Origin of the sequence: uncultured Ruminococcus sp. (genome assembly GCF_934476685.1) — a bacterium.
In the GTDB taxonomy this organism is placed as follows: Bacteria; Bacillota; Clostridia; order Oscillospirales; family Ruminococcaceae; genus Hominimerdicola.
The window spans coordinates 331,604-358,493 of the sequence record NZ_CAKSNX010000002.1 but is presented as its reverse complement, the minus strand read 5'-3'; the positions used below and the strand labels follow the sequence as shown (position 1 = coordinate 358,493).

Annotated in this window: 25 protein-coding genes; 11 read left to right on the top strand and 14 right to left on the bottom strand. The window is 39.0% G+C overall.

Translation table 11 applies throughout. The features are described from left to right. Positions 1 to 26 precede the first annotated feature (26 nt). Positions 27 to 1,847, bottom strand: a complete 1,821-nt coding sequence (glmS, locus tag Q0E19_RS04100) for a glutamine--fructose-6-phosphate transaminase (isomerizing) (protein ID WP_294407704.1) — start codon at positions 1,845 to 1,847, stop codon at positions 27 to 29. 297 nt (positions 1,848 to 2,144) lie between these two features. On the opposite strand from glmS, the gene Q0E19_RS04095 reads away from it, so the two are divergent. The 8 genes from Q0E19_RS04095 to Q0E19_RS04060 all read left to right on the top strand — a co-directional run bounded on the left by Q0E19_RS04095 (position 2,145) and on the right by Q0E19_RS04060 (position 8,958). After that, the gene (locus Q0E19_RS04095; protein WP_294407703.1) at positions 2,145 to 2,747 is read left to right on the top strand and encodes a hydrolase; all 603 of its coding nucleotides are present in this window, start codon (positions 2,145 to 2,147) and stop codon (positions 2,745 to 2,747) included. Further along, the gene (locus Q0E19_RS04090; protein WP_294407702.1) at positions 2,744 to 3,181 is read left to right on the top strand and encodes a YaiI/YqxD family protein; all 438 of its coding nucleotides are present in this window, start codon (positions 2,744 to 2,746) and stop codon (positions 3,179 to 3,181) included. The genes Q0E19_RS04095 and Q0E19_RS04090 overlap by 4 nt, the downstream gene beginning before the upstream one ends. A gap of 84 nt (positions 3,182 to 3,265) precedes the next feature. After that, positions 3,266 to 5,539 carry a glycoside hydrolase family 3 C-terminal domain-containing protein gene (locus Q0E19_RS04085; RefSeq protein ID WP_294407701.1) on the top strand — a complete coding sequence of 758 codons (2,274 nt, stop codon included), beginning with the start codon at positions 3,266 to 3,268 and terminating at the stop codon, positions 5,537 to 5,539. Between the two features lies 1 nt (position 5,540). After that, entirely contained in the window at positions 5,541 to 6,386 is an 846-nt protein-coding gene (locus Q0E19_RS04080; RefSeq protein WP_294407700.1) for a helix-hairpin-helix domain-containing protein, read from the top strand. Positions 6,387 to 6,499: 113 nt separating this feature from the next. Then, on the top strand, positions 6,500 to 6,820 hold the full coding sequence (locus Q0E19_RS04075) for a hypothetical protein (RefSeq protein ID WP_294407698.1): 321 nt from the start codon (positions 6,500 to 6,502) through the stop codon (positions 6,818 to 6,820). Further along, the gene (locus tag Q0E19_RS04070) at positions 6,813 to 7,163 is read left to right on the top strand and encodes a hypothetical protein (protein WP_294407697.1); all 351 of its coding nucleotides are present in this window, start codon (positions 6,813 to 6,815) and stop codon (positions 7,161 to 7,163) included. The genes Q0E19_RS04075 and Q0E19_RS04070 overlap by 8 nt, the downstream gene beginning before the upstream one ends. Before the next feature lies 1 nt (position 7,164). After that, positions 7,165 to 7,776 (top strand): flavin reductase family protein, encoded by a 612-nt coding sequence (locus tag Q0E19_RS04065; RefSeq protein ID WP_294407696.1) that lies wholly within the window; start codon positions 7,165 to 7,167, stop codon positions 7,774 to 7,776. Between the two features lie 30 nt (positions 7,777 to 7,806). Next, positions 7,807 to 8,958 (top strand): zinc dependent phospholipase C family protein, encoded by a 1,152-nt coding sequence (locus tag Q0E19_RS04060; protein ID WP_294407694.1) that lies wholly within the window; start codon positions 7,807 to 7,809, stop codon positions 8,956 to 8,958. Between the two features lie 61 nt (positions 8,959 to 9,019). Here Q0E19_RS04060 and Q0E19_RS04055 read toward each other — a convergent pair whose 3' ends face one another. From Q0E19_RS04055 to Q0E19_RS04045, 3 genes are read right to left on the bottom strand one after another with little or no spacing between them, the layout of a single operon-like run. After that, a complete protein-coding gene (locus tag Q0E19_RS04055) occupies positions 9,020 to 10,354 on the bottom strand; it encodes an ABC transporter permease subunit (protein WP_294407693.1) in 1,335 nt (444 codons plus the stop codon). Then, on the bottom strand, positions 10,347 to 11,303 hold the full coding sequence (locus tag Q0E19_RS04050; protein WP_294407691.1) for an ABC transporter ATP-binding protein: 957 nt from the start codon (positions 11,301 to 11,303) through the stop codon (positions 10,347 to 10,349). The genes Q0E19_RS04055 and Q0E19_RS04050 overlap by 8 nt, the downstream gene beginning before the upstream one ends. Beyond that, positions 11,290 to 12,018: a hypothetical protein gene (locus Q0E19_RS04045; RefSeq protein WP_294407687.1), complete on the bottom strand. Its 729-nt coding sequence runs from the start codon at positions 12,016 to 12,018 to the stop codon at positions 11,290 to 11,292. The genes Q0E19_RS04050 and Q0E19_RS04045 overlap by 14 nt, the downstream gene beginning before the upstream one ends. 226 nt (positions 12,019 to 12,244) lie before the next feature. Between Q0E19_RS04045 and sigK the strand changes: the two genes are divergently transcribed. Continuing rightward, positions 12,245 to 12,934: an RNA polymerase sporulation sigma factor SigK gene (sigK, locus tag Q0E19_RS04040; protein WP_294407686.1), complete on the top strand. Its 690-nt coding sequence runs from the start codon at positions 12,245 to 12,247 to the stop codon at positions 12,932 to 12,934. A 39-nt stretch (positions 12,935 to 12,973) separates the two neighbouring features. Here the strand turns inward: sigK and Q0E19_RS04035 are convergent, their stop codons facing one another. After that, positions 12,974 to 13,783 (bottom strand): zinc ribbon domain-containing protein, encoded by an 810-nt coding sequence (locus tag Q0E19_RS04035; RefSeq protein ID WP_294407685.1) that lies wholly within the window; start codon positions 13,781 to 13,783, stop codon positions 12,974 to 12,976. 121 nt (positions 13,784 to 13,904) lie between these two features. Between Q0E19_RS04035 and Q0E19_RS04030 the strand changes: the two genes are divergently transcribed. Then, on the top strand, positions 13,905 to 15,446 hold the full coding sequence (locus Q0E19_RS04030; protein WP_294407684.1) for a phospholipase D-like domain-containing protein: 1,542 nt from the start codon (positions 13,905 to 13,907) through the stop codon (positions 15,444 to 15,446). Between the two features lie 46 nt (positions 15,447 to 15,492). On the opposite strand, the gene Q0E19_RS04025 is transcribed toward Q0E19_RS04030, so the two are convergent. The 5 genes from Q0E19_RS04025 to leuC all read right to left on the bottom strand — a co-directional run bounded on the left by Q0E19_RS04025 (position 15,493) and on the right by leuC (position 20,764). Then, a complete protein-coding gene (locus tag Q0E19_RS04025) occupies positions 15,493 to 17,103 on the bottom strand; it encodes a cohesin domain-containing protein (protein WP_294407683.1) in 1,611 nt (536 codons plus the stop codon). A gap of 427 nt (positions 17,104 to 17,530) precedes the next feature. Next, positions 17,531 to 18,415, bottom strand: a complete 885-nt coding sequence (locus Q0E19_RS04020) for a YitT family protein (protein WP_294407682.1) — start codon at positions 18,413 to 18,415, stop codon at positions 17,531 to 17,533. 97 nt (positions 18,416 to 18,512) lie between these two features. Then, positions 18,513 to 18,995, bottom strand: a complete 483-nt coding sequence (gene leuD, locus Q0E19_RS04015; RefSeq protein ID WP_294407792.1) for a 3-isopropylmalate dehydratase small subunit — start codon at positions 18,993 to 18,995, stop codon at positions 18,513 to 18,515. A 20-nt stretch (positions 18,996 to 19,015) separates the two neighbouring features. After that, positions 19,016 to 19,405: a hypothetical protein gene (locus tag Q0E19_RS04010; RefSeq protein ID WP_294407681.1), complete on the bottom strand. Its 390-nt coding sequence runs from the start codon at positions 19,403 to 19,405 to the stop codon at positions 19,016 to 19,018. Positions 19,406 to 19,501: 96 nt separating this feature from the next. Then, positions 19,502 to 20,764 (bottom strand): 3-isopropylmalate dehydratase large subunit, encoded by a 1,263-nt coding sequence (gene leuC, locus Q0E19_RS04005; protein ID WP_294407680.1) that lies wholly within the window; start codon positions 20,762 to 20,764, stop codon positions 19,502 to 19,504. Between the two features lie 307 nt (positions 20,765 to 21,071). Here leuC and Q0E19_RS04000 point away from each other — a divergent pair, with 307 nt between their 5' ends. After that, a complete protein-coding gene (locus tag Q0E19_RS04000; RefSeq protein ID WP_294407679.1) occupies positions 21,072 to 21,239 on the top strand; it encodes a hypothetical protein in 168 nt (55 codons plus the stop codon). A 146-nt stretch (positions 21,240 to 21,385) separates the two neighbouring features. Here Q0E19_RS04000 and Q0E19_RS03995 read toward each other — a convergent pair whose 3' ends face one another. From Q0E19_RS03995 to rsmD, 4 genes are all read right to left on the bottom strand, one after another. After that, a complete protein-coding gene (locus Q0E19_RS03995) occupies positions 21,386 to 25,078 on the bottom strand; it encodes a S8 family serine peptidase (protein WP_294407678.1) in 3,693 nt (1,230 codons plus the stop codon). 167 nt (positions 25,079 to 25,245) lie between these two features. After that, positions 25,246 to 25,782 (bottom strand): hypothetical protein, encoded by a 537-nt coding sequence (locus tag Q0E19_RS03990; protein WP_294407677.1) that lies wholly within the window; start codon positions 25,780 to 25,782, stop codon positions 25,246 to 25,248. Positions 25,783 to 25,827: 45 nt separating this feature from the next. After that, positions 25,828 to 26,316, bottom strand: a complete 489-nt coding sequence (gene coaD / locus Q0E19_RS03985; RefSeq protein WP_294407675.1) for a pantetheine-phosphate adenylyltransferase — start codon at positions 26,314 to 26,316, stop codon at positions 25,828 to 25,830. A 3-nt stretch (positions 26,317 to 26,319) separates the two neighbouring features. Beyond that, a complete protein-coding gene (rsmD, locus tag Q0E19_RS03980; protein ID WP_294407674.1) occupies positions 26,320 to 26,868 on the bottom strand; it encodes a 16S rRNA (guanine(966)-N(2))-methyltransferase RsmD in 549 nt (182 codons plus the stop codon). Positions 26,869 to 26,890: the final 22 nt, after the last annotated feature.

Below are 26,890 nucleotides of genomic sequence, written 5' to 3'. Positions count from 1 at the left end.
TGACTGTGCTGTCTGCTTGAAATAAATTATTCTACTGTAACTGATTTTGCAAGGTTTCTCGGCTTATCAACATCGTTTCCTCTGAGTACAGATGTATAATATGCAATAAGCTGGAGCGGAACAACAGCAGTCATAGGCATAAGAAGATCATCAATAGTCGGCAGACCTATTTTATAATCTGCTACGTCTTTATCTACCTGTTTTCCTTCATGTGTAACAAGAACAACATAAGCTCCTCTTGCCTTGACTTCCTTTACGTTACTTACTGTCTTATCAAAAAGATCACGCTGTGTTGCTACTGCAATAACAGGCATACCGTCTGTAACTAGTGAGATAGTACCATGCTTAAGCTCACCGGCTGCATATGACTCTGAATGGATATATGATATCTCTTTAAGTTTCAGTGAACCTTCCATTGAAAGAGCATAGTCAAGACCTCTTCCGATATAAAGGAGGTTTTCTGAATTTACAAGCTGTGATGCAACATACTGACATTCATCAGGTTTTTTAAGGATCTCTTCAATTACATAAGGAACATTCTGCAGTTCAGATGTAAGTCTGATACATTCGTCCTTTGTGATCTTTCCGACAGCATAAGCAAGTGAAAATGCTATCAGATAGAAAACAGAAAGCTGAACCATATATGCCTTGGTCGATGCAACTGATATCTCAGGACCAGCGTGTGTATAGATAACCATATCAGCAGTTCTTGCAATGGATGAACCCTTTACATTAACTATTGCAAGCGTATCAGCTTTATTCTTCTTTGCAAGTCTGAGAGCTTCAAGAGTATCGGCGGTTTCACCTGACTGCGATACAAGTATAACAAGATCCTTGTCTGTCAGTATCGGATCACGATATCTGAATTCAGATGCCACATCAACTGTAACAGGCACTCTCGCTATCTTTTCAATAACATACTTGCCCACAAGACCTGCGTGCATAGCTGTACCGCAGGCAACAACAAATATGTTGTTGTAATTTCTAAGTCTTTCATATGTCATACCACATTCTTCAAGACATGGCATACCATCTGCGATTCTAGGAGTGATAGTTGTTCTTACAGCTGTTGGCTGTTCATGAATTTCCTTTATCATATAGTGAGGGAAATTACCCTTCTTTGCAGCCTCTTCATCAAAATCAGCAACAAGCATCTGCTTCTTCACAGGTGCTCCGTGGTCATCATAAAATTCGACCTTGCCGTTATCAAGCACAGCTATCTCGTCCTGTTCAAGAAGATAATAATTCTTTGTATATTTGAGGATAGCAGGAACGTCAGAGGCAATAAACGCTTCATCTTCACCAACTGCAACTATAAGCGGAGAATCTTTTCTTACAGCATATATCCTGTTTGGATAATCTCTGAACATTATACCCAAAGCATATGAACCCTCGATCTCGTCCAGAACTCTCTGTATAGTAGAAAGCGGATTACCTTCATAGAAACAATCAAGAAGCTTTGCAACAGTTTCGGTATCTGTCTGGCTCTCAAATGTGTAACCCTTTTTCTCAAGAAATTCTTTTATTTTCTTATAATTTTCGATAATACCATTATGAACGATAGTCACATTAGCATTACCATGCGGGTGAGAGTTGATATCCGAAGGCTCGCCATGAGTAGCCCACCTTGTATGACCTATTCCGCAGTGACCGCTTAATCTGCCTTCTGCGTCCATTTTTGCAATAAGATCTGATATCTTACCCTTTGATTTCTGAGTTTTTATCTCTCCATTTTCCATAACAGCAATGCCTGCTGAATCATATCCTCTGTATTCAAGCTTGGCAAGAGAGTCAAGCAGCACTTCTGTACATTCTCTTTTTCCAACATAACCTACTATGCCGCACATAAAAAACAGCTCCTTTCGACCGGCTTAAAGCCATAAACATTTTATTTATATAATCAAACTAATATTCAAAATTTATATAATAAAACTAATATTCAAACAAACCTATGATCCTTTATATACAGGACCGCTATGAAAATTTATCTGCTCATATTCAAATAATAACACAAATCCTGCTTAAAATCAATAGAGGTCGTAAAAATTTATAAAAAATACTTTTCTTATGTCTAAAAGTGTGATATACTTACTTATAATATTAGTGATAATAGCCAATACAGTTTTACATACAGGAGGTTCTATATGTCAAATATAACAGATAATAAAGAGAAATTTGTACAGATATATCAGGAACACATTACAAGACCGGGTTCAGAAAAACTGCTTAAATACCTTTTAAGCGAAAGCAGCGATTTTTTTACAGCACCTGCATCCACAAGATATCATGGAGCATACGAGGGCGGGTTATGTGAACACAGCCTGCACGTTTATGAATGCCTTAAAGATTACCTTGAACGCACAAGGGTAATAGAAGAATACGGACTTAATTTTCCAGATGAAAGTATAGCTATATCTTCACTTTTACATGATATATGCAAGGTCAACTTATACAGAGTCAGCTATCGTAATGCAAAAAACGAGCAGGGTGTGTGGGAAAAAGTACCTTATTATGAATATCACGATATGCTGCCATATGGTCATGGTGAAAAATCTGTTTACATAGTCAGCAGTTATATGCGACTTACTCGTGAAGAGGCTATGGCTATACGCTGGCACATGGGCTTTTCTGGAGAAGAAAATACAAATACCATAGGACGTGCCTTGGAAATGTACCCTCTCGCCTTAGCAGTACATATTGCAGACATGGAATCAACATTTTACATTGAGGGCAAACAGGAAATATGAAATTATACATAGATGCCGACGGCTGCCCTGTTATAGATGCAGCTATCAAAACAGCGGAGAAATACGGCATAAGATGCGTTATAGTATGCGACAGTGCCCACATTTTCAATAGGACAGATGCTGAAATAATAGTCGTAGGAACTGGTGCTGACAGTGCAGATTTCAAATTAGTAAATATGATAGGCAAAGCAGATATTGCAGTCACACAGGATTATGGCCTTGCTGCAATGTGCCTTGCTAAAAGTGCTTTCGTACTAAATCAGAACGGACTTGTATTTACCAATGACAATATCGACGGTCTGCTGCTTTCACGTCACACTGCCAAAAAGCTAAGGAACAGTGGAAAAAAGCTTAAAGGACCGTCAAAACGTACCCCTCAGCAGGATAAAGATTTTATAGCAGCTTTAGAGCAGATCATCATTAACAATATGTAAAATTCTCACAAAATATGTGGATTTGTAAACGATTTTATGTTAAAATCATACTAGCAAATAAATCAGAAGCAGGAGGTAAATTCAATGAATATAAAGAAAATTCTTAATGAACTTACGTTGGAAGAAAAGGCATCACTTTGTTCGGGTGCTGATTTCTGGCACACAAAGGCGATCGAAAGACTTGATATTCCTCAGATAATGGTATCTGACGGACCTCATGGATTAAGAAAAAACGTTGAAGGATCTGAAAATCCGAATGAGGCAATAAAAGCTGTATGTTTTCCTACTGCCAGCGCTCTTGCATGCTCCTTTGACAGGATTCTTATTGAAAGTATGGGAAAAGCTCTCGGTGAGGAATGCAGAGCTGAAAATGTTTCAGTTATTCTTGGACCGGGCTGCAATATCAAGCGTTCACCGTTATGCGGAAGAAACTTTGAATATTTTTCAGAAGATCCGTATCTTGCATCTGAAATGGCAGCTGCACATATCAAAGGCGTTCAGAGCAAAGGTATCGGCACTTCTTTGAAACATTTTGCTGCAAACAATCAGGAAACAAGGCGGCTTACAGTTGACGAAAAGATTGATGAACGCACACTTCACGAAATATATCTTGCGGCATTCGAGAACGCAGTTATCAAAGCAAAGCCATGGACTGTCATGTGTTCATATAACAGGATAAACGGAGTACATTCATCACAGAATAAAATGCTGCTCACAGATGTGCTCAGAGATAAATGGGGATTTAACGGACTTGTTGTCAGCGACTGGGGTGCAGTTGATGACAGAGTTGAGGCTGTTAAGGCAGGACTTGACCTTGAAATGCCCGCTAGTTTCGGAAAGAATGACAAGCTTATAGTCGAAGCCGTACAGAACGGCGAACTTTCTATGGACGAACTCGATAAGTGCGTTGAAAGGATTCTTGCGCTTATCGACCGAGCAGACGAAAACAGTACAAAAACTGAATGGAACATGGAAAAGCAGCATGAACTTGCAAGAAAGATATCTTCACAATGCTCTGTACTTTTGAAAAATGATGAACATATACTTCCGCTTAATAAAAACGATAAGATCTGTTTTATAGGTTATTTTGCTGAAAATCCAAGATATCAGGGCGGAGGAAGTTCGCATATAAACTCATTCAAAACTACATCTGCACTCGAAGCAGTTAAGGAATACTGTGATGTTGAATATGCTCAGGGATATGTAACAGACAAAGACGCTACGAATAAAGCATTGCTTGATGAGGCAGTTGAATGTGCAAAGCGCAATGATAAGGTTATTATTTTAGCTGGACTTCCTGACGCATTTGAGTCAGAAGGTTTTGACAGACAACATTTAAGAATGCCGAACTGTCAGCTTGAACTTATAGACGAAATAAGGAAAGTAAACCCTAATATCGTTATCGTACTTCATAATGGCGCACCTGTTGAAATGCCGTTTGTAGATGATGTAAAGGGTATACTGGAAGTTTATCTTGGCGGACAGGCTGTCGGCGGAGCGGTTTGCGACATTCTGTTCGGCAAAGTCAATCCGAGCGGAAAGCTTGCTGAAACTTTCCCTATCAAGCTTGAAGATAATCCGTCTTATCTGAATTTCCCGGGAAAAGGTGATGATGTGCATTACAGTGAGGGAATATTCGTTGGTTACAGATATTATGAAAAGAAACAGATGGAAACGCTGTTCCCATTTGGATTTGGTTTATCATACACAACATTTGAGTACAGCAATATGAGCATTTCATCAGAGGAGATAGATGAAAATAAGACTCTTACAGTGTCCTGTGATATAACAAATACAGGTGAAACTGACGGTATGGAGATAGTTCAGCTTTATGTCAGCGACAAGCAGTCCTCGGTTATAAGACCTATAAAAGAACTCAAAGGTTTTGAAAAAGTATTCTTAAAGGCGGGAGAAACTAAAAAAGTAGTATTCCACCTGAATAAAAAGTCATTTGCATATTATGAGCCTGCCATTTCTGATTGGTTTGTTGAATATGGTGAATTTGAAATACTTATCGGTGCATCTTCAAAGGATATTAGATCAAGCAAGTCGGTATATGTTAATTCTGACGTAAGACTTCCTCTGAAATTTGATTTTAACAACACTGTTGGTGATATAATGTCATGTGATGAGGGAAAAGAAGTATTCGGCGAATTTGTGGAAAGCTTCTGTAATTCTATGCTCTCCATAAATGGTGACGGACTTGGCGAGGCATCGAAAGATATGGCAATATCTATGTTCAAGGATACTCCTCTCAGAGGAATGCTCTGCTATGATCCAAGAGAAGAATATAACAGGGCAAAGCTTGCAGAAATGATCGACAAGGTCAATAATATGCTTGAGATAAACCATTCATAAAATGAAAAACAAGATCAAAGAATTTCTTAGCGACAAAGGAATTTATATCATTCTTATTGTTCTAATATCTGTTACAGCTGTTGTTTCGGTAATTATAGAAAACTATAAAAGCCGTGAGGTATATATTTATAACAGCAATGATATCCCACAAAGCAGTTTAAGTGACAGCTCTTCGGACACTAAAAAGAAAAGCAGCTCATCGGCAACAAAAACAACTTCGATCAGAACATCGCACAGCAGTTCAGCTGAACTATCATCAGAAACTAATAGTAATGATGAAAATTCTGAAAGCGAAGAGGAGTTCACATTCCCTGCTGATATCAATAAAATTACATATGAACAGCTTATAGCGATAAAAGGCATAGGCGATGTTACAGCCAACAAGATACTCGATTACCGCAGTGATATTGGTGTAATATACAATATGGATCTTCTGACAGAAATATCAGGTATCGGCGATGCTACTCTTGAACTTTTAAAAGAGTATCTTTATGTATCTGATGAAGACTACAAAGACATTACTGATATTTCTCAGCCCGACGAAACAGAGCAGCCATATGAAGAGCCGTATGAAGAACCAGAGGATAACACAAATGAAGAGGAACAGACGCATACAGCACAGACAACTGCTGAACAACCGTCTGAACCGGTAAGACAAGCGGTTAATATCAATACGGCTGACGCTGACGAGATATCACAAAAACTGCTTATCGACATCAAGCTTGCTGAAAATATTGTCGCTCTGCGTGAACAGATTCATGAATTTTCTGATCCGTTGGAATTATTATATGCAGACGGAATGACTCATAAACTGTTGTCAGAACTTAAAGATTACATTGAAATATGAGCAGACGTATAATGCGCCTGCTCATTTGCGCTGATATTATGCATTTTACTACTTGAAATTCAGCGTAATATGTAGTATAATAATTAAATGTAACATCTTCTGAAAGGACTGAAATGTATAGAATGAGCAAGTGTAACGTTATTTTAAACAGCAAACCTGAAAAAGTAATTGCAGCAGCTTCTGCCTCAGTTGCAATGGCTATACTTTTCAGCGGCAATAAAAAACATAAAAGGAACAGGAAAAATAACAAGAGTTTCTTTTCAAAAGTTGCATCAAATTACAGGATTGCAGACAGGCTGCTTTCAAATACTATTGCACGTTCTGCTGCTGATGAGCTGAAAAACAAGCAGGAATTTAAAACAAAGCTTAAAGATCTTGAAATTATAGATGCGATACCTCTTGATCTTTCGGAGGAGCTGACGCAGAATGACTAAATATCTTACAGAATACAGAAAATATATTCTGTCGTGTCTTGAAAACGAAAACTGTGATTTTAAGCAGCTGCTTGATTACCACACAGAAAAGATAAGATTTTTTCAGCATGAGCGTTTGATACATCTTATTGTAACGGTGCTTTTTGCGTTATGTACAGTTGGTGTTCTTACTGCGGTAGCTATAACGCAGACATTGGTGCTTATACCTTTAGGGGTTCTGCTGCTTGTGCTGCTCATACCTTACATCAAGCACTATTATTTTCTTGAAAATACAGTTCAGCTGCTGTACAAGGATTACGATAAGATATATAAGAAAGTATATGGATTTTCTCAGGAGGCATAATATGTCCTTTACTAAATACACAAAAGAACATTGGAAAGGCAGCGTTATAACCTCTCCCCTGCCGCCGACGCTTGTAAGCTGCGGATATGAGGGGAAAGAAAATGTTTTTACAGTTGCCTGGACAGGTATTCTTAACACACAGCCTCCTGTTACTTACATCTCGGTAAGACCGGAGCGTTTTTCTTACGAGCTTATAAAAAAGAGTGGCTGCTTTGTAATAAATCTTCCGACGGAAGAACTGGTAAGGGCAGTAGATTACTGCGGTGTAAAAACCGGTGCAAAGATAGACAAGTTTAAAGAAACGGGTTTGCATACAGAAGAAAGCATTAATGTATCTGCTCCGCTTATCGCAGAATGTCCTGTAAACATAGAATGCAAAGTCCGTGATATCGTCAAGCTTGGTACTCATGATATGTTTATTGCTGATATTGTTGGAATAGACGCAGCAAAGGAACTTCTTGATGATAAAGGCAGACTTTGTCTTGACAAGGCAAAGCTTATTGCTTATGCACACGGTGAATATTTTGCACTCGGCAGAAAACTCGGCAGTTTCGGATATTCCGTCAGAAAGAAAAGCAAGAAAAAGAATACTGCTAAAAGATCGGTAAAATAATAATTATGATATAGAAAAGGATTTGGATCTATGAAAAAAGAACTGGCACTTGCTGCCGCTGTTACGGGGCTTTACTTAAAATTCGGCATAAGAAAAGCCTATGCATGGAGCGGTATAACCCATGAGGACATTACAAAAAAGGCTCTCGTTTTGCTTGAAAAGGAGAAAAAGCTCAGACCTGCCGCTTTTTATAAAGATTGGCACACGCAGCTTTTTGAAGGCTCAAAAGCGCCTGACAAAGAGGGAGATATTGATAAAGGTCCCGGAAAGCACTACTATTCCTGCATAAATTCAAAGGGCAAGGAGCTTCCCGAAGTAAACGGCTACTACAAGAACAGACTTGGAGATTTTATGCCAAGTGCAAGAACGCTTTTTACGACTAACTACACAGCGGCTGTTTCATACTATAAAAGCGGCAACACTGAAAAGGCCATGACATACCTTGGAAGAGCTATTCATTTTATTTCAGATATGGGCTGCACAGTTCACGTTGCGAATATGAAATATCAGGAAAAGACAAACAATGTACACTTTGCTCTTGAAAGACACGTTACGACTACCTGTGCTAAGCACACAGCACAGTCTTATGACAAACGTCTGAGCAAGTACTATGAAAAAGACAATGTTGGTGAAGCTTTAGGCAAGCTTATAAAATACGCAGGAAAATTCTATGACACGATAACTCATCTCGATCCCCGTGCATTTGACGATACAGCAAAGAATACTCTTCCTGTAACACAGCAGAACGTTATGGCTGTACTGCTTAAATTTTATAACGACTGTACATCTGACAAGGGAAATTATGTTGTAGACAAAAAGCTTTACACTTTCAAAAACGAAGCTACCGGTCTGGTCATGACAGTTTCACCTAAAGGAATTTCTCTTGAAAAGCCTGATAAGGAATCAGAACAGAAATTACAGGTTTGTTTCAGCGACAATGGTACTGTCGGATTTAAGATAGCTGACGGCGGATATGTTAATGCGTCATGCAAGGGATACGATTATCTTAAAATTGACGGTGAACCTGCTCAGTTCCGTTTTCATGGACTTGGAAACAGAAGATTTGTTATCACTACTGAATCCAGTGATTATGAAAAGGTACTTACAAATTCAAAGGGCGGAAGTGTTTCAGCAACTGCATTTGAACCCGAAAATCCTCTTCAGGTATGGATACTTAACTAAATAGTATAATAAAAAAGTCATTTCTGAGATGCACTCGGAAATGACTTTTATTTTTATGATATTATACCGAACGTTTTGTAAATCCGTCCCATGCTGTAAGAATGAACACTGTCATATATGCTATAATAACACCTATTGCAAATGTCAGAGAATGCTGCGGGAACATTGATGAACCCTGTGAAATCGAGAGAAGATCTGTATTTGCAAAAATAAGGTATCTTGCCCAATCCTGTCCCAGCTGTGCGAGTATAGTTGTTATTGTTTCACCTGCAAACATAAGGAAAACGCTCAGACCGATAGCCAGTGCACTGCTGCGGATAAGTGATGACACCGCAAACGCAAGTGTTGCCATTACAACCATTTCGATACTCGAAACCAGATATGACCTTGCTGCAACAGCAAATGAATTTATAGAAACTATGTTTCCGTTTTCTACTGTAAGATACGGTGTTGATATTCCGTCAAAGCCTATTATCAGGCCGACTATCGGTATACAGATAAGGAATAAGAGGACAAGAAGAATATATCCAAGACTTATAACAGAGAAATACTTTGACATAAGTATCTTCCAACGCTTTACTGGATTTATAAGCAGGAATTTGATAGTACCTTGATTAAATTCAGAGGCGACTGAACCTCCCGCAATTACGATCATCACCATACCAATTACTGTTACGAGGTAAGGAGTCATCATATACACATTCCAGAATCCGAACTTTTTAGACGGATCAAGATTTTCAAGACTTGACATTTCAGCAGTATTATCATACACACCATTTTCAAGCTGATATGTGCCTATGAGTATTTCATTAGTTGCTGCTGTTTTTTCGGCTGAATCTCCCGCATCGCTATATGACAGTGATGTTTTTGCAGCGTTTACGGTTCTGATTATTTCAGACTGCTTATCAAACTCTTCTGTATATCCTATATCCTTTTCAAGACGATATGCATACTCCCACTTGTCGCCGTCAGTTGCAGCATTTTTCAGCATCACCTTGCAGTAGCCTTTCCAGTCGCTGTCTTTAAGTGCTGCAAGCGCAGTGTTTACATCACCATTGCTGATATTATCAATATTCATAATATCAGTTATCAGATCCTGACGCCAATCATCATAGCCTATTTTATTATTAAGCATAAACTTATATATTCCGACCTGTTTTTCATATCCCTCAGGCTTAGTCTGTTCATACCAATCTATCTGATTCTGATAATCCTCTGCATAGTTGCTCGTGTCATAATAGAAATCAGATTCACTCATACCTGTTCTGTTCATAAGCATCATTATGAAAGAAAGTCCTACGGCAGTTAAAAGAACAATGGCTATCATAACTTTGGTAGATATTTTTTTCAGTATCTTTATATACTCGTTATGGACAAGTCCGAAAAATCTAACCAATCTGACCATCTCCTTCCTTATTACCTGTAAGTTCAATAAATACATCTTCAAGCTTTTTGTTCTCAGTGCGGTGGACGGTATAAAGCTTAAATCCGCTGTTTATAAGCTTCGCATTGATCCTTGAAATTTCTTCACGTTCGTTTTCAATATTCACGCTGATAACAAGATCATTATTTTCTGACACTCTGCATGGGAACAGCTCTGAAAGAAGTTCTGACGCTTTTGCAGCGTTGTCTGTTTCAATGATATATTCTGCTGCGCTGCCGTTTGAGCGGGAGGTAAGTTCCTCCATAGAATATGTACCGATCATTTTTCCGTTTGCTATGATGCCCACACGGTCGCACATAAGCTCCATTTCACTCATAAGGTGTGATGATACTACCACGCAAACGCCGTCATTATGAGCAATATGCTTCAGCACATCACGAAGTTCCTTTATGCCCTGCGGATCAAGACCATTAGTAGGTTCATCGAGGACAAGCAGCTTAGGTTTATGAAGAAGTGCCTGCGCTACTCCCAATCTCTGACGCATACCGAGAGAATACTTTGAAACCTTCTCATCTATCCTATTGGAAAGCTTAACAAGATTTACTACTTCGTCGATACGCTTTTCATCTTCGACTCCTCTCATTCGAGCATATTGTCTGAGGTTCTCCCTGCCTGTCAGATATTTATACATTTCAGGATTTTCGACAATGCCGCCGACGTTTGCCATTGCCTGCTCAAACTTCTTTGAAACATCATAGCCGCATATTTCAATAGTACCCTCGTCAATATTCAAAAGACCTACTGCAATTTTTATGGTGGTGGTTTTTCCTGCTCCGTTAGGACCTAAAAAGCCGAACACTTCGCCGCCGTAACATTCCATATCAATATCGTGAAGTATATGCTTTTTGCCAAGCGTTTTGTTAAGTCCCTTTATACTAAGTATTACATTATTCTCCAACACTGTCTGCCTCCTCTGCCTTTTCTGAGGATATTTCCGAAGTTACTTCGGAATCTGATGACTCACTATCAGTTTCAGTATCGTCAAGTTTTCTTACGGATGAACTATATCCATGATAGTCATTCATAGACGCAATTTTCCAGCCGTCACTTTCTTTTATCATATAAAGCTCGGCATTGCCCGAAATAGTTTCAGCATAGCTTCCGTCATATTCGGTAGGTATTTCATTGCCATATTCATCATACTCATAATTATCGTCAAGATAAGTGATACCATTAAAAGTAAGAGCAACAGGTGCGCTGCCGGAATATTCAAAGTACATGGAATAGCCTACATTAACTGTTGCGCCCGTTTTTCCGCTTTTTGAAACGCTTATGTCTGTGATCTCAGCCTGTGCAGCTGTGATAGTGCCAATATTTTCACCGAAGCCATATTCCGACTGTATCTCGCTGATAATATCTGACTTTTTGATCGAGTAATCATTCTGATTCCGATAATCGGTCATATAACTACCCACAAAACCTCTCCAGCGTCCATAATTATCTTTCAGCTCACCAATGTTGGATTCAGCCATTGCTGTTATGGACTGTTCAGCTGTTTTTTCTATATCCGGAATATTCTTTTTAAAGGCATGGTTGCCATATACGACATAGCATACTGTGCCGACTATCAATACTCCGCCAAGAACAAGTCCACGATTGATATTCTTTAGTTTCATTTATCGTTCTCCCTTTCTTTAAGTTAAATTAATTATATCATCTTACATTATAAGTGTCAACACAATTAAGAATCACTTAAGATTATTTTAAGAACGCAAAAAGGGGCAAAATGCATAGGACTTGCAGATTGCGGCATAAAATTAATCGGGGTCAGAAAGCGGCGTTTCCGAAGCCATAGGCGGGGGCGCTGCAAGCCCCGACAAAGATATGAAGGGCGGTATTTTTATGCTGATAACTTTGCTTAATTTTCTAAGCTCAAACTTTTTATTCTTTGCACTGCATTTTGACAACACAAGCGTTTTTCCAAAACCCCTTTCAGCCAAGGAAGAACGTGAATGTTTTGAAAAAATGGCCGACGGTGACAAAGGAGCGAGAGATAAGCTTATCGAACACAATCTTCGTCTTGTTGCTCACATTATAAAAAAATACTACTCCGCTGCCTCTGAGCAGGATGATCTGATCTCTATCGGTACTATCGGTCTGATAAAGGCTGTTTCAACGTTCGACTATAAGAAGGGGTGCAGATTTGCTACTTATGGGAGCAGATGTGTGGAGAACGAGATCCTCATGCATTTTCGTGCGCTTAAAAAGAGTGCATCTGATATGTACTTTGATGAACCTGTTGAATCAGATAAGGATGGTAACAGCCTTCGTCTGATAGATATAATTTCAGACGGAGCTGATCTGGGTGATAAAATAGAATTGATGATAAAATCAGAGCAGCTGTATAAATTTATAACAGAATATCTTGATGACAGAGAACGTCAGATAATCTCCATGAGATACGGATTGTACAATGGTATTCCCCTGACGCAGCGTGAAGTTGCGGCAAAGCTTGACATATCACGCTCATATGTTTCACGAATTGAGAAAAAGGCTTTGCAAACTCTGCGAAAAAAATACGAAAGCGGCTGAATCCAACCGCTTTCGTATTTTTATTTATATTATGCATAATTACATATATTGGTGATACAATAATATCGACGAGTATGAAACGAATTTGCCGTCGGTATCAAAATTTACGCTCAGAACGACAGGCTGCACATCACCGCTGTCATTTTCATACCAGTATCTGTAACCATATGACACGCTGTCTTTGGTATAGGTCACGCTGTAATAATCCATATCAAGCTCGGTTTCAACATTTTTTAGTGACGCACCTTTTTGAAATTTGTCGAGATTTACAGTATGGTCTTTTTTATAGCCTTTGATATCGCTTTTTATGAGATCAAAGTTGGTATATTTAACTGTGAGTATTCTTTCCTGTTCGTCAAGAGTAACTGTAACAGACCATTCGGGATATGTTACGCCGTCTACCTTAACGCTTTTATCTGACTCTGCCACACGGCTGTAATCTATAACATTTGTAAGACCTCTATAGGCGGAATCCTTTTTGAATTTTCCGTTAAGCTTTTTTTCTGCGGTATCAAAGTCAGCACCGATAAAATCAGATGTTCTCTGAGCAAGCTTTTCGCCCTCACCTTTACTGAGTGAAACCACAATTACAACCACAACGACTATCAGCACGATAACCGCAGCTGCTATAAGGATAAACTTCAGCTTTTTACCTGTAACCTTATTTTTTAACTTGTCAAGCTTTTCCGATTTTTCACGTTTAGATTTTTTACTGCCTGAATCTTCAAGGCTTTCTTTCTTTTCAAAAATCTTATCGGCAAGAGCCGTATCAATGAACAGTTCCGCTCCGCAGTTGCCGCATAATGCATCATGGTCGCCAACAGGTTTGCCGCACTTAGGACAATTCATACTCACACTTCCTTATAATTCTGATATGACCTTTTAATTATTATATCAAATACATTCAGAATTGTCAATCAGCACATATAAGGCATAATTCTTAAAATTTATATAAAAGGACTGAACATAAATGAAACAGGAAAACCGCAAGATAAAAATAACACACTTTATAAATCTATACTTATTTCGTGCGCTTCTGACAGGTGCGCTGGCGCTGATACAACTGGGATTGATACTGGCTTGTTTTTGTTGTGCATATTATGCATTTGTTATTTTCAGATATGTTCTGTTTTTCACTGCTCTTTTTACTGCGCTGAAAATCGCATCTTACCCTGAACACTATCCCACTAAGACAGGGTGGATAATCGGGATAATGGCTCTGCCTGTAATATTTCTTCCGCTGTATTTTCTGTTTGGAAGAGGGAAAATTATCAGAAAGATAAAAGAATACACAAAGGATCATCCTCTTACCGCCGAAGGCTGTATAGATATAAAAGATAAAATACCTGCAAAGTATGCAATGCAGTTTTCTGCTGTTGCCAAAAAAGGCGGGTTCGGTATTTACGACAACACCGCTTGTGAATATTTATCTGACGGAATGGATATTCTCATAAAGCTGAGAAATATGCTTGAGTCAGCCGAAAAATATATTTTTATCGAATTTTTTATTATTGCAAAAGGTGCAATGTGGGGAGAAGTTCTTGAAATACTAAAACGCAAAGCCGCAGAGGGAGTAAAGATATATATACTGATCGACGATATAGGAACAATATGCCTGCTGCCTTACAAATATCCGAAAAAGCTTAAAAGTTTCGGTATAGAGTGCAGACGTCACAATAGCTTTGCGCCTAAAATAACCCCTGCGGTAAATTATCGTGACCACAGAAAGATAGTAGTTTGTGACGGCAGGACTGCGCTTACTTGCGGTGCTAATATTGCAGATGAATATATAAACCGAATATCTCCATACGGATACTGGAAAGACACTGGCATATTTTTTGAAGGTCAGGCTGCTGAAAGCTTTGCGGATATGTTTATTCAGATGTGGAATTTAAACGGCGGTGATCTTAAAGCTGAGGATCATATTACTCCGTATAAAAATAATCAAAACAACAATAATGAGTTTGGTGTATGTATGCCGTTCGGTGATTATCCTACCAGAAGTATTGGCTATTCTGAAACGGTATTTTTAAATATGATAAACTCGGCGGAGAAGAGCATATATATAACCACACCATATCTTGTTCCCGACGAAAACATAACCTCTGCACTTTGGAGGGCGGCTGAACGTGGGATAGATGTCAGGATAATTACACCGCTTACGCCAGACAAGCGATTTGTACACACGATAACAAGGCAGAATTATATTCCTATGATCGAAAAAGGCATAAAGGTTTATGAATATGATCCGGGATTTATCCATGCTAAAAACATTCTCTGTGACGGGAAGTTTGCTTATGTTGGTTCGGCTAATCTTGATCTTAGAAGCTTGTATCTTCATTTTGAATGTGGTGTGCTTATGTATAAATGTGAAGCTTGTGAACAGCTGAAAAAAGATTTTGACGAACTATTTACAATATCTCATCTTATGAAAGATACTGACGAAGTGCTGATACAGGCGAAAAAAAGCTTTATCGGACGTATTATGCGGTTTATTGCTCCCCTTTTATAAAAGCGAAAAGGACAAGCGTAATATTCACATACGCTTGTCCTAATTTTTAGTCTTTCTTATTTACTTTATTGAATATCATAGCAAAAAGTGAGAACGCTATCTCAGCTATTGCGGCAATAGTGAAAATATTCATTACTGTTTTTCCTGCGGAAGATCCTGTTTTTGGATTTTCACTGCTTGGTGATGATGCTTTCTCTGCCGCACTGTCTACTGCATCAATTATCTCCTGCGCTTTGGTCTGTTCAGTCTGAACTGATGAGGAACTATCGGCTGAGCTTTCAGACATTTCAGGAGCTGAGGTCACTGCGCCTGACTCCATTTCAGATTTCTCCGGCTCTGTAACTGTTTGACTGTCAGAAGAAGTTTCCTGTGGGGCGGCTGCTGTTTCTGTTACGGCAGGTTCAGATGCAATAGTATTCTCAGACTCACTGGTAGTCTGTTCATATGATGTAACAGTTTCTGCATGGTCGGTAGTTGTTGTCTGCGTTGGCTCATTGGATTCTGCAGGCTGTGCTGCTGACTCTGTTGTTACAGCTGTTGTGGATATCTCAGCAGGTGTATCGAAAGTATCCGAAGGAACTACCTCAACAGATGTTATATCCAGCTGGGCATTTGCCTTAAGGTAATAGACCTGCATATAAATAAGATCTGCAGTTGTATTTGGATCGACATTATAAAGCGTCCAATGATCGCTGTTTACACCAAAGCTTTCATAATAATTGGAATCCCATTCGCCATTAACAAGCGTACCAACTGCACCGCTTACATTTCCTGTGGTGTTGAAATTAAATCTTACATCATAGTTCTGTGTATAATCGGTGATATAATCTGAAAGTCTTGCAGAGAACTGCAGTGCCTCTTCACTTTCAAAATCATTTTCTCCCTGCACATATGAGAACAACGGCTCTGTATAAGAAGATGTTGTCTGAGCAGTAGTTTCGGCAGTGGTTTCAGAAGTTACTGGCTGAGTAGTTGTTGTAATCGAAGTGGTAGTTGTAGTTTCCGCAGAAGTTGTTTTTGAGGTAGTTGTTGACTTTTCCGTAGCAGTTGTGGTGGTAGTTGTGGCTTTTGTAGTTGTGACAGCTTCGGTAGATGCTGCTGTAACGGTCGTAGTCTGAATGGGAGCTTCTATTGTGAATGGCGAGCTTTTTGATGGTGCGGAATATGCAGCTGAATCATAGCCGTCATCAGTTTCAGCTACCATAGTTTCAGCCTCTACCCAGAAATCAATGTCACCCTGTGCGCCGTCAAGAACAGTAAATTCAGCACGGGCAACAGGAGTTCCCTCTGTTACATTTCCGCCGCCAAGCTTTGCTCCGACAATTTTAACCGTACTTTCCGATGCTGCATAGTTAGTAATTACTGAAAATTCACCGCCAAGGTCAAAATCAGTATCCATTTCATCATCTGTCGGGACATACACAGCTGTTTTCTGAGGATCGTAATGAAGAATAAGCGTCACACCAGCCACACCGACATCGTCAGGTGAATAGCTGACAGTAAGTTCTATCTTATCACCAGCCTGAGCAAATGTTTTATCAGCTGACAGCTTTATTTCATTTGTACCGGCAGCGGAAGTTGCCACAGATACAACTGATGATACCATTAGGAATGCTGTTGAAAGTGATAATGCTGCTTTATTTACTCTTAATTTCATTTCAGATCCTCCTTTGCGGATATTTAGTTAATACATTTTAATTCTTGTAAGCAATAAAAAGTTACGGGTATTGTAACTTTTGAATATATAAATATTACATTTTGTTACCTTTTGCAAATAAAATTATAGCATATTTTCATAGACATCGTCAATAGTCAAAACAGCGAAAACAGGCTGCTTTTTTTAGTCACAATGATATGGATAGAATTTACTGACTACATATATGTATTACTGATATGCGATTATCCAATATATATTGTAACTGAATTGTAATTTAAGCTAGTATAACTGCTTTTTGTATTATAAATTTTTTATGAATTATATAAGTACATACGATCATATACCTGTACAGCATAACGGATAGTTATTTATATCCATTATTAAGCATAAAAAAGACAGATGATCGTGCGATCACCTGTCCAAAATATTACACTTTTTTAAATCCTGTCGAAATTCCTCCGACGGTTTCTGAAACGTCGGTAACTGAGGCAAATGCATCTGAATCAGCGGTTTCTACGATCTTCTTGACCTTTCCGATCTCAAATCGGTTTACAACCACATAGATAACAAGCTTTTCTTCACCAGAATAAACTCCTCCTGCCTTATAAACTGTTGCACCTCTGCCAAGAGTTTCCGTCAGCAGCATAGGAAGTTCGCTGTCCGCTCTTGTGATAATCATAACCGCTTTTGCCTTATCAAGACCTTCAACTACAAAGTCAACTGCTTTGATTCCTACCGCATATGTAATTATTGAATAAAGCGGGATAAGCCAGCTATGGAATATAAATGCAGAAACTGTATAAAGTAAAATATTATATGCCATTACAAAAGTTCCGACAGAACAGCCGATTTTTTTAGAAAACAGCACTGCCATTACTTCAACTCCGTCGATCGCTCCGCCAAATCTTATTACTGTTCCGCTGCCGATACCCGAAAGAAGTCCGCCGAATATGGCTGAAAGCAGCTTATCTTCTCCTGTAAAAGGTGAGCCTCCTGAGAAATCTATTGGAAGGACATTTCTAAAAAGCAGTGCGGCAAGTGAATATATGCCGATAGCATAAAGGGAATAAATTATGAAATCCCAGCCAAGTTTTTTACCGCCAAGAATATAGAATGGCACATTCAAAATAATAAGAAACATACTCATTATAAGGTATGGCGGCGTTATCATATCAAGCAAAAAGGCTGTTCCTGAAATTCCGCTGTCGAACAATTTTACGGGTGCTAAAAACAGTGTTACACCCACAGCATTAATGATACCAGCCAGCGTCAGCATTACAAAATTCATCAGTTTAAGATTTAGTTTTCTCATTAGCATCTCCTTATCTGTCTATATTTTACATTTTATAAAAAAACCGCAGGGATATTGTTCTCTGCGGCTTTGCATTCCTTGTTATTTTTGCAGACTATCAATCCTTAAGCGAATTGAGAAGTCCGTTTGCATTGATAATATTTATCAGAAACTCAGGGAAAGACTGTCCCTTATAAGTTTCGTTCTTTGTCTTATTTGTTATAAGACCGCTGTCAAAGTCGATCTCAACTTCATCGCCATTTTCGATCTTTTCAGCAGCTTCTTCACACTCAATGATCGGAAGTCCGATATTGATAGCATTTCTGAAGAAAATTCTTGCAAAAGATTTTGCGATAACGCATGAGATTCCGCTTGCCTTAATAGAAGCCGGTGCGTGTTCTCTTGACGAGCCGCAGCCAAAGTTTGCCTTCGCTACCATGATGTCGCCCTCTTTGACATTTTTCGCAAAGTCAGCATCTATATCCTCCATACAATGCTTTGCAAGCTCCTGCATATTTGCAGTGTTAAGATATCTGGCAGGAATAATAACGTCGGTATCAACATTATCTCCGTATTTATGTACTTTTCCGCAAGCCTTCATTATGAAAACTCCTTTCAAAATTAGCCTCTTTTATATTCCTTGGATTCAAAAATATTATCACCGTTAGCCTGTTTTGACAGTTCATCATATATCTGCTCAAGATATTTTCCGTCAACATTATCCTTACTGCGGGTAATAAACCAGCAGACTTTGACCTTATGGAACATACCTTCCTTTGCCAAAGCATACACAGATTTTCCGTTGACCTGTGTGGTATAAAAATTATTGAAACCAATTTTATTTATCAGCAGCTGTGTTTTTTCAACAATAAGAAAATTATTTTCATGCAGTTCGCTGATAAATTCTTCAGCCTTTTCTTCCTTCTGGCTGTCGTTAAGCGATGTACCAAATTTTTTGGTTACAATGCTAAGTATGACATCATACAGCACATCTCTGAGATAATCCTTCATTTATTTTCCTCCGAATATAACCATTCAAGTAAAACAATAATTGATAATTCTATTTAATGATGTACCCCTACGTCATATTTTATTTTTATGTAAAAGTTATACTACTTCAGAAGGCTGAGCGATCTTTCCTGCTATTGCGGAAGCCGCTGCTACATATGGTGATGCGAGATAAACTTCTGATTCAGTATGTCCCATTCTTCCCACAAAGTTACGGTTTGTGGTCGCAACAGCCTTTTCGCCCGCTGCCAGAATTCCCATGTGTCCCCCAAGACATGGACCGCATGTCGGTGTTGAAACAACACAGCCAGCATTGATGAATGTTTCAAGCAGACCTTCCTTCATTGCTGTAAGATAGATCTTCTGAGTTGCCGGGATCACTATGCATCTTACATGCTTAGCGATCTTTTTGCCCTTAAGTATCTCAGCAGCGCATCTCAGGTCTTCTATTCTTCCGTTTGTACATGAACCGATGACAACCTGATCTATTTTGATATTAGGGATATCGTCAAATGTTCTTGCGTTCTCAGGAAGATGAGGGAAAGCAACTGTCGGCTTGATCTGAGAAAGATCAATAGTATACTCTTCATCATATTCAGCGTCAGGATCAGCCTCATATACACGGAACTCTCTGTCCGTCTTATCCTTAAGGTAATCATATGTAACCTGATCCACAGCAAAGATACCGTTCTTAGCGCCAGCCTCGATAGCCATATTAGCCATACAAAGTCTGTCTTCCATAGTCAGATTTATAAGACCTTCTCCTGAGAATTCCATAGACTTATAAAGCGCACCGTCAACGCCGATCATTCCGATTATATGAAGGATAACGTCCTTAGCAGCGCTGTACTTAGGCAGCTTGCCTACTATGTTGAACTTTATAGCAGAAGGAACTCTGAACCAATCCTTACCCTTAGCCATACCTGCACACATATCTGTTGAGCCTACGCCTGTTGAGAAAGCACCGAGAGCGCCGTATGTACAGGTATGAGAGTCAGCACCGATAACGCAGTCGCCTGGAACTACCAGACCTTTTTCAGGGAGAAGAGCGTGTTCGATTCCCATATCTCCTACATCATAATAATGCTTGATATCATACTTAGAAGCAAACTCCCTGCACTGTTTGCACTGAGCCGCAGCCTTGATATCCTTATTAGGTGTGAAATGGTCCATTACCATTGTAACCTTAGTGTTATCAAATATTCCTGTAAATCCGGACTTATTGAACTCATTTATAGCAACCGGTGTTGTTACGTCATTTCCGAGAACAAGATCAAGATCAGCCATTATCAGCTGACCAGCCTTTACCTCGTCAAGACCGGCATGAGCAGCCAGGATTTTCTGAGTCATCGTCATACCCATAAATATCATCTTCTCCTTAATTCTATAATCCCTTTTAAAAAATAAAACTTTTCAAATCTATATGAATATATTATACTCCAATTTGCATGAGTTGTAAAGTGTTAAATAGTATTTTTTATATGAATTTTGTTATACTGAAACGTTTTAGAGATAAACTATTAAATTGTTTTGTGCATATCATAAATATTCTGAACGGATAAAATTTATGATTAAGTTTATCTGAACCAAGATTTCTTCCGTCATTATCCTTGTATTTTAGTCGGCTGCCGTGCGATAATAATATCGAAAGGAAGTGATTAACTTGAAAATGAAGCCTATTATAACAGGGATATCAATGGGAATTGCAGCAGGCACAGTTGCTTACGCTATGACGACTGCAAGTTCCAGAGATAAGCGTATGCTCAAAAGCAGAACAGGCAAAGCTCTTCATGCAATGGGCGATGTAGTAGACGGAATTTCTATGATGATGAAATAGTTTTCCCTTAACGAGCCGCAGTTATGCAGATACAAACAAAAACCGATATTCTTTATTTTGTTTTATTGTGTCTGCATATTCTGCGGCTTTACATAAAAACAGCGGCAATTTTCAAACTGCCGCTGTGATTCTTTTATCCTTATTTTTTACTTGCTGTTTTTCTTCTTTCTTTTACCTTTTACGGTAGCCACAGCTGTACCGAAAGCGGCTGCTGATATATAAAGCGCAGCTGCTGTACCTGTTTTAGGGTTTTCGCTTGGTGCTGAATTAACATTTTTATTGCCGTTAGCGTTTGGCTTTATGCCGCCGTTGTTTTTATTATCACCTGAACCCTTTACGGTTATTTTAACAGCATTGCTGAAACCTATACCGAACTCATTCTCAGCATAATATCTGATAAATGCGCCATTATATTCAGATGTCATGACCTGTTCTGGATCAAAAGTCTGCCAGTTGTTTCCGTCAAAGCTTATCTGCCAGAAACACTTGCTATCTGAATTTGAGTCAACATCAGGAACAGTAAGTTCAAGTTTTTCTCCTGCCTTGACAGCCTTAGGAGTTTTAAGTGCTCCTACGACCGGCGCTCCGCCTGCATAGACAGCTGTATTATAAGCCTTATCCATTACAGAAATGCTGAAAGATTCAAGGTCTGTAACATCATATTTTACACTCATAGTACCGTCAGAATTTTTATCAGCAGGAATAATATCAAGAAAATCTATCTTATACTCTTCCTTGCTCTCCGAATCAGCAGAAATATACTGAGTTATAGGAATAATAGATTTCATATCTACCGAACCAGCACCGAAGTCCGATTCTCCGCTGTTAGTCAGCAATGAGATAAGTTGAAGCGTTTGTTCAAGTGTTTCGATATCATATCCGCACTTTGACGGATCATCAGGATCATACTTATCCGCAGTTCCGCCTGTTCCGTTTCCAAGAACATAGATGCCCTCTATATTATCATCACTTACATTAAGTGTGACATATTTTCTGCCGTTCTCTTCTGACAGTTTAGCAGAATTGATCTTAGGAACTGTATTATCCACAGTAAAATCAAAAGTAAGCTTCTGAGGATCCTGTTCTGCACCGGGATAATTTATATAGCCTGATATCTCGCCAACATATTCTCCGTCTGCAATATCTGTCGGAACATATGTGTACATATTGAACTGTGATTGTCTGTCATAAAGCATAGGTGACATTTCATCGGCAAATATCTCATTTCCGCTCTTATCATATATATTTACGCCGCTTACATACGCTTCACGGAGATTGCTCAAATTGTAGTTGATAACATCACCGATATAATCTTCATTAGGTGAGAGATAGAAATTCTGAACTACTCCCTCAAAAGTAGTACTGATGCCGTCAATCAGCTCCTCCATAGACATACCTTCTGCATCTTTCATTATTTTAGCGAGCTGTGACAATGAAAGTCCTGCTATGGTCTGATAATTGCCTATGTATGTGCCTGCAAAATTAGAACCTAATACGGAATTTTCAGAGAACATATTTTCATCAAAGATCGGAACTTTCGTCCAGTCACCTCTGAAACCAGTGAGAGGTATGGAAATATCACAGCAGTTTTTCGCACCGCTGAGCAGAATATATCCGTCAATAAAGAAACCGTTTGTAAATACAGAAGCTATTTCTTCAAGCTGTGACGGATCAAGTTCAACATGGATATTTTCAGTTAAGCTTTCGCCTGCGCCAATAGTTTTAAGAGATGACAGATCAGCTGTGCAGTCAAGAGCAACTGCTCCGGATATTACAGTACCCTCTTCAGAATTGCCAACGTCGTCGGTAGTCAGAACGAGTTCAGCATTTTTAAACTTAACAGTGTCACCGCTTATGTTCTTTATGTTGACATTCATATCAAAGCTGTCATTTATTTTATCATACAGCTCGATCTTAGCTTCGCCGCTGTCACCTGTAAGAATTACTTTATCATCAAGAAGATTTGAAAGGCTTACAAAACCTGCACCCTGTCTTCTAGGTGTGATATAAAGTCCATTATCGTCCTTATACAGCTTTGCAGAATTCATGAGCAGATTTTTAATATATTGATTTTTCTCCGCTCCCTGCAAATCTGAACCGCTCTCCTTAAGATACTCATTTACAAGAGCGCAGCAGCCTGCAAGATAAGGAGTAGCCATAGAAGTTCCGCTTAAGGAACAATACTCACCGTTATATCCTGCTGACGTAACATTACCGCCAAGACCTGTTATTTCAGGTTTAAGTTTCAGATCTTCGCTGACTCCCCATGATGAAAAGCTGCTTATTGATGATGTAGTAGATACCATATCTCCCCACCCATCAATATAAGAGATAGTTTTCTTTTTCAGCGCTTTAAGCTTATCACCGTCTGCTTTTGAAATAAACGCAGCTGAGATCTGATAGCTGCTTATATCCAAAAGGGGTTCATCAATATTGTCACAAATTATAAGACCAGCCGCACCAGATAGAATGGCATTGAAAAACTTCTCTTCAAAGCCTACCTCTCCCCTGTCGCAAAGAGCGATCTTATTCTCCAAATCAAGATCTTCAAAGTCCTCAGAGCTGCCATATCCACAGTAAACATACTCTGCATCGTCAAGTTCATCAAGATCATACGCAAAGCTTCCAGCCTCAATATAATCTATCAGACTTCCATCAGACAACTCAAAACGCTTTGTAGACGCATAGATATTGTCTGCTGAGGCTACTGATATAACAGAGTTATATACCGACGGCATATTTACAGTTGAAGTATCAACGTTCTCTGGCTTGTTTTGACCGGCTGTCAGATAGCCGTCAGCCTCATTTCCTGCCGCAGCACATACAGTTACTCCTGCATTATCTGCAAGCTCAAAAGCCTCATCAAGGACAGAACCCTGATAGCTTTCCGTATCTGATCCAAGGCTGAGATTTATAACAGAAACATTGAGTTTTACAGCATCTTCAACGGCAGCCGCAATAGTTGCATCATCGGCAAGATAGTCGTCTGTCGATTCATCATATGAGAATATATCCATGAAAACTATTTGTGCATCAGGAGCAACACCTGAAATTTCTCTGCCTGCTTCATCAATAGTTTTATTTCCTGCTGCGATACCGCTGACATGAGTTCCGTGATAAGCATTTTCATCTGCAACGCTGTACGGATCATCATTTGTATAGCTATATACGAACGGAAGTTTACTGCTTACATAGACCTTTTCAGGGTCAAAATCTGCATTAAGTTCATCTGATCCGGCAAAGGCGGCTATGTCATTCTCTGTGAACTGAACATCTTTATCATCGATAGGTGCAAACATAGGATGAGTTACATCAAGTTCAGTATCAAGCACCGCAATAGTTTCGCCCTCACCATATGAACCTGTACTTTCATAATACTTATCAGCACCGTTCATTTCATATGATCTATAAAGCTGAGGTTTACGGTAGCTATGAACCTTTTCAACACTGACTACCTGAGGACACTTTTCGATATCCTCTACAATACTTTCAGGAATTTCGCAGGAAAATCCATTGAGTACAGAGGTATAGCTGTATTCAGTTTCAAGGTCGGGATAAAAGCCCTCGATATAACATTCAGCCTGTGACTGGACTTTTTCGAGGTCCTTTTCAGCGTCCTTTGCATCGTCTGTATTAAGATAATCTATACCATAATCCTCTGCGGCAGCTGCTGCAAGGACAGGATCTCCATCGACCTTTACAATAACGGAGATCATTTCATCGTCATCATAATCTCTGAACTGTCTGAGATCAACACCGCTCGATGTTATCACATTAAAGCAAACACAAGCTGTGCAGACAGCGGCAGGCAGAGCTTTCTTCATAATTATGCTCTTCATATATGTTCCTCTTTCTTACAATATAAAATAATTGTAATATATTTATGAACTAATTATACATATATTATTATGCTTTGTCAATACCAAAAGTTAAAAATTAAGAAAAAAGGCGGAAATGAATCGATCATTTTCGCCTTTAAACATATATTTGGTTTTCGCAGTAAAAATTACTGACCTATTCTCGAAATAGCTTCCTTTGTGCTGTTTACAGCATCAAGGTTCTTCTGGAGAACTGCACTAGCTTCTGAAAGTGCAGAATTGATATTCTCTACCATAGCCTCTCTGATAGCGATCTCCTTTTCTCTTGCCTGATTAAGGATAGCGGCAGCTTCTTCGTCAGCTCTCTGAGCCTGAGCCTTTGCATATTCATTTGCTCTGCCGATGATCTCCTGCTGAGAAACAAGCTGATCTGCCTGTGCCTTAGCCTCTTTAAGAAGCTCGTCAGCCTGCTGTCTTGCCTGACTGATTATATTGTCAGCTTCCTTATTTGCATCAGAAAGGATAGCTTCCTTTTCTCTAGCCATATCATTTGCACGCTTGATCTCGTCAGGAATGTTAAGACGAACTCTGTCAACCAGTTCATGTATCTGGTCAGCGTCGATCATTTTTTTATTTGCAAATGGAACAGTAGATGCTGTATCCACGATCTCATCTAATTCTTCAAGAAACTTTTCGTATTCTCTCTTTTCTTTTGCTTCACTCATATTATTACGTCCTTTCATGATCTGATTTATAATTTAAAATTTAATTTACTCAGGCTTATAAAGTCTGTTTTTGATCGTTTGAAGAATTTCAGGCGGAACAAATCCGTCAATATCCCCTCCGAAGCTTGCTATCTCCTTAACAACGCTTGAAGAAAGGAACATATTCTCGCCCGTTGTAGTCAGAAACACAGTTTCGGCATCATTATAAAGCTTTTTATTTGCAAGCGCCATCTGAAATTCATATTCAAAATCCGACACTGCTCGCAATCCTTTAACAATGGCAGTTGCATTTGACATTTTTAGATAGTCAGCAAGCAATCCGTCATAACAATCAACCACAACATTGTCAAGATGTTGTGTGACAGCCATTATCATTTCCATACGTTCCCGTGATGTAAAACTTGCTGTATTCTTACTTTTATTAAAAGAAACAAGTACAATGACTTTATCAAAAAGCTTTGAGGCACGATTTATAATATCAAGATGTCCAAGAGTTACCGGGTCAAAACTGCCCGGACAAACAGCTATTCTCATTAATTACTCATCCTTTGATGGTATTTTATAAATTGTCACTGCAATTTTACCGTATTTGTATCGTTTGTGGAGAACCAATCTGCCAACTGTTTCTGGCAGCTGAAGTTCCTTTTCATGCTCACAGACAACTATCGCACCCTCGTTCAGCTTTGGATCAAGCAAAGGCAGAGCCGTTTCGATCAATCCATTATTATACGGAGGATCAAGCAAAGCTATATCCAGACCACTTTTAGCGACTTTGAGGTACTCGATACTATCCATATTAAGCACTCGTGAAGAATTATTAAGATGACAGGACATTATATTTTCTTTTACAACAGCAACTGCTGCAGGATTTTTGTCTACAAACACGCAATGGCTTGCACCCCTGCTGAGTGCCTCGATACCAAGCTGACCGCTGCCTGCAAAAAGGTCAAGTACATTTGAACCTGCAACGTCAAACTGGATAGCAGAAAAAATAGCCTCTTTCACCATATCGGTAGTCGGACGGGTATCCATATTTTCAAGAGTTTTCAGTTTTTTTCCTCTGCACATACCGGTAATTACTCGCATAAAAAATACCTCATCCAATCAC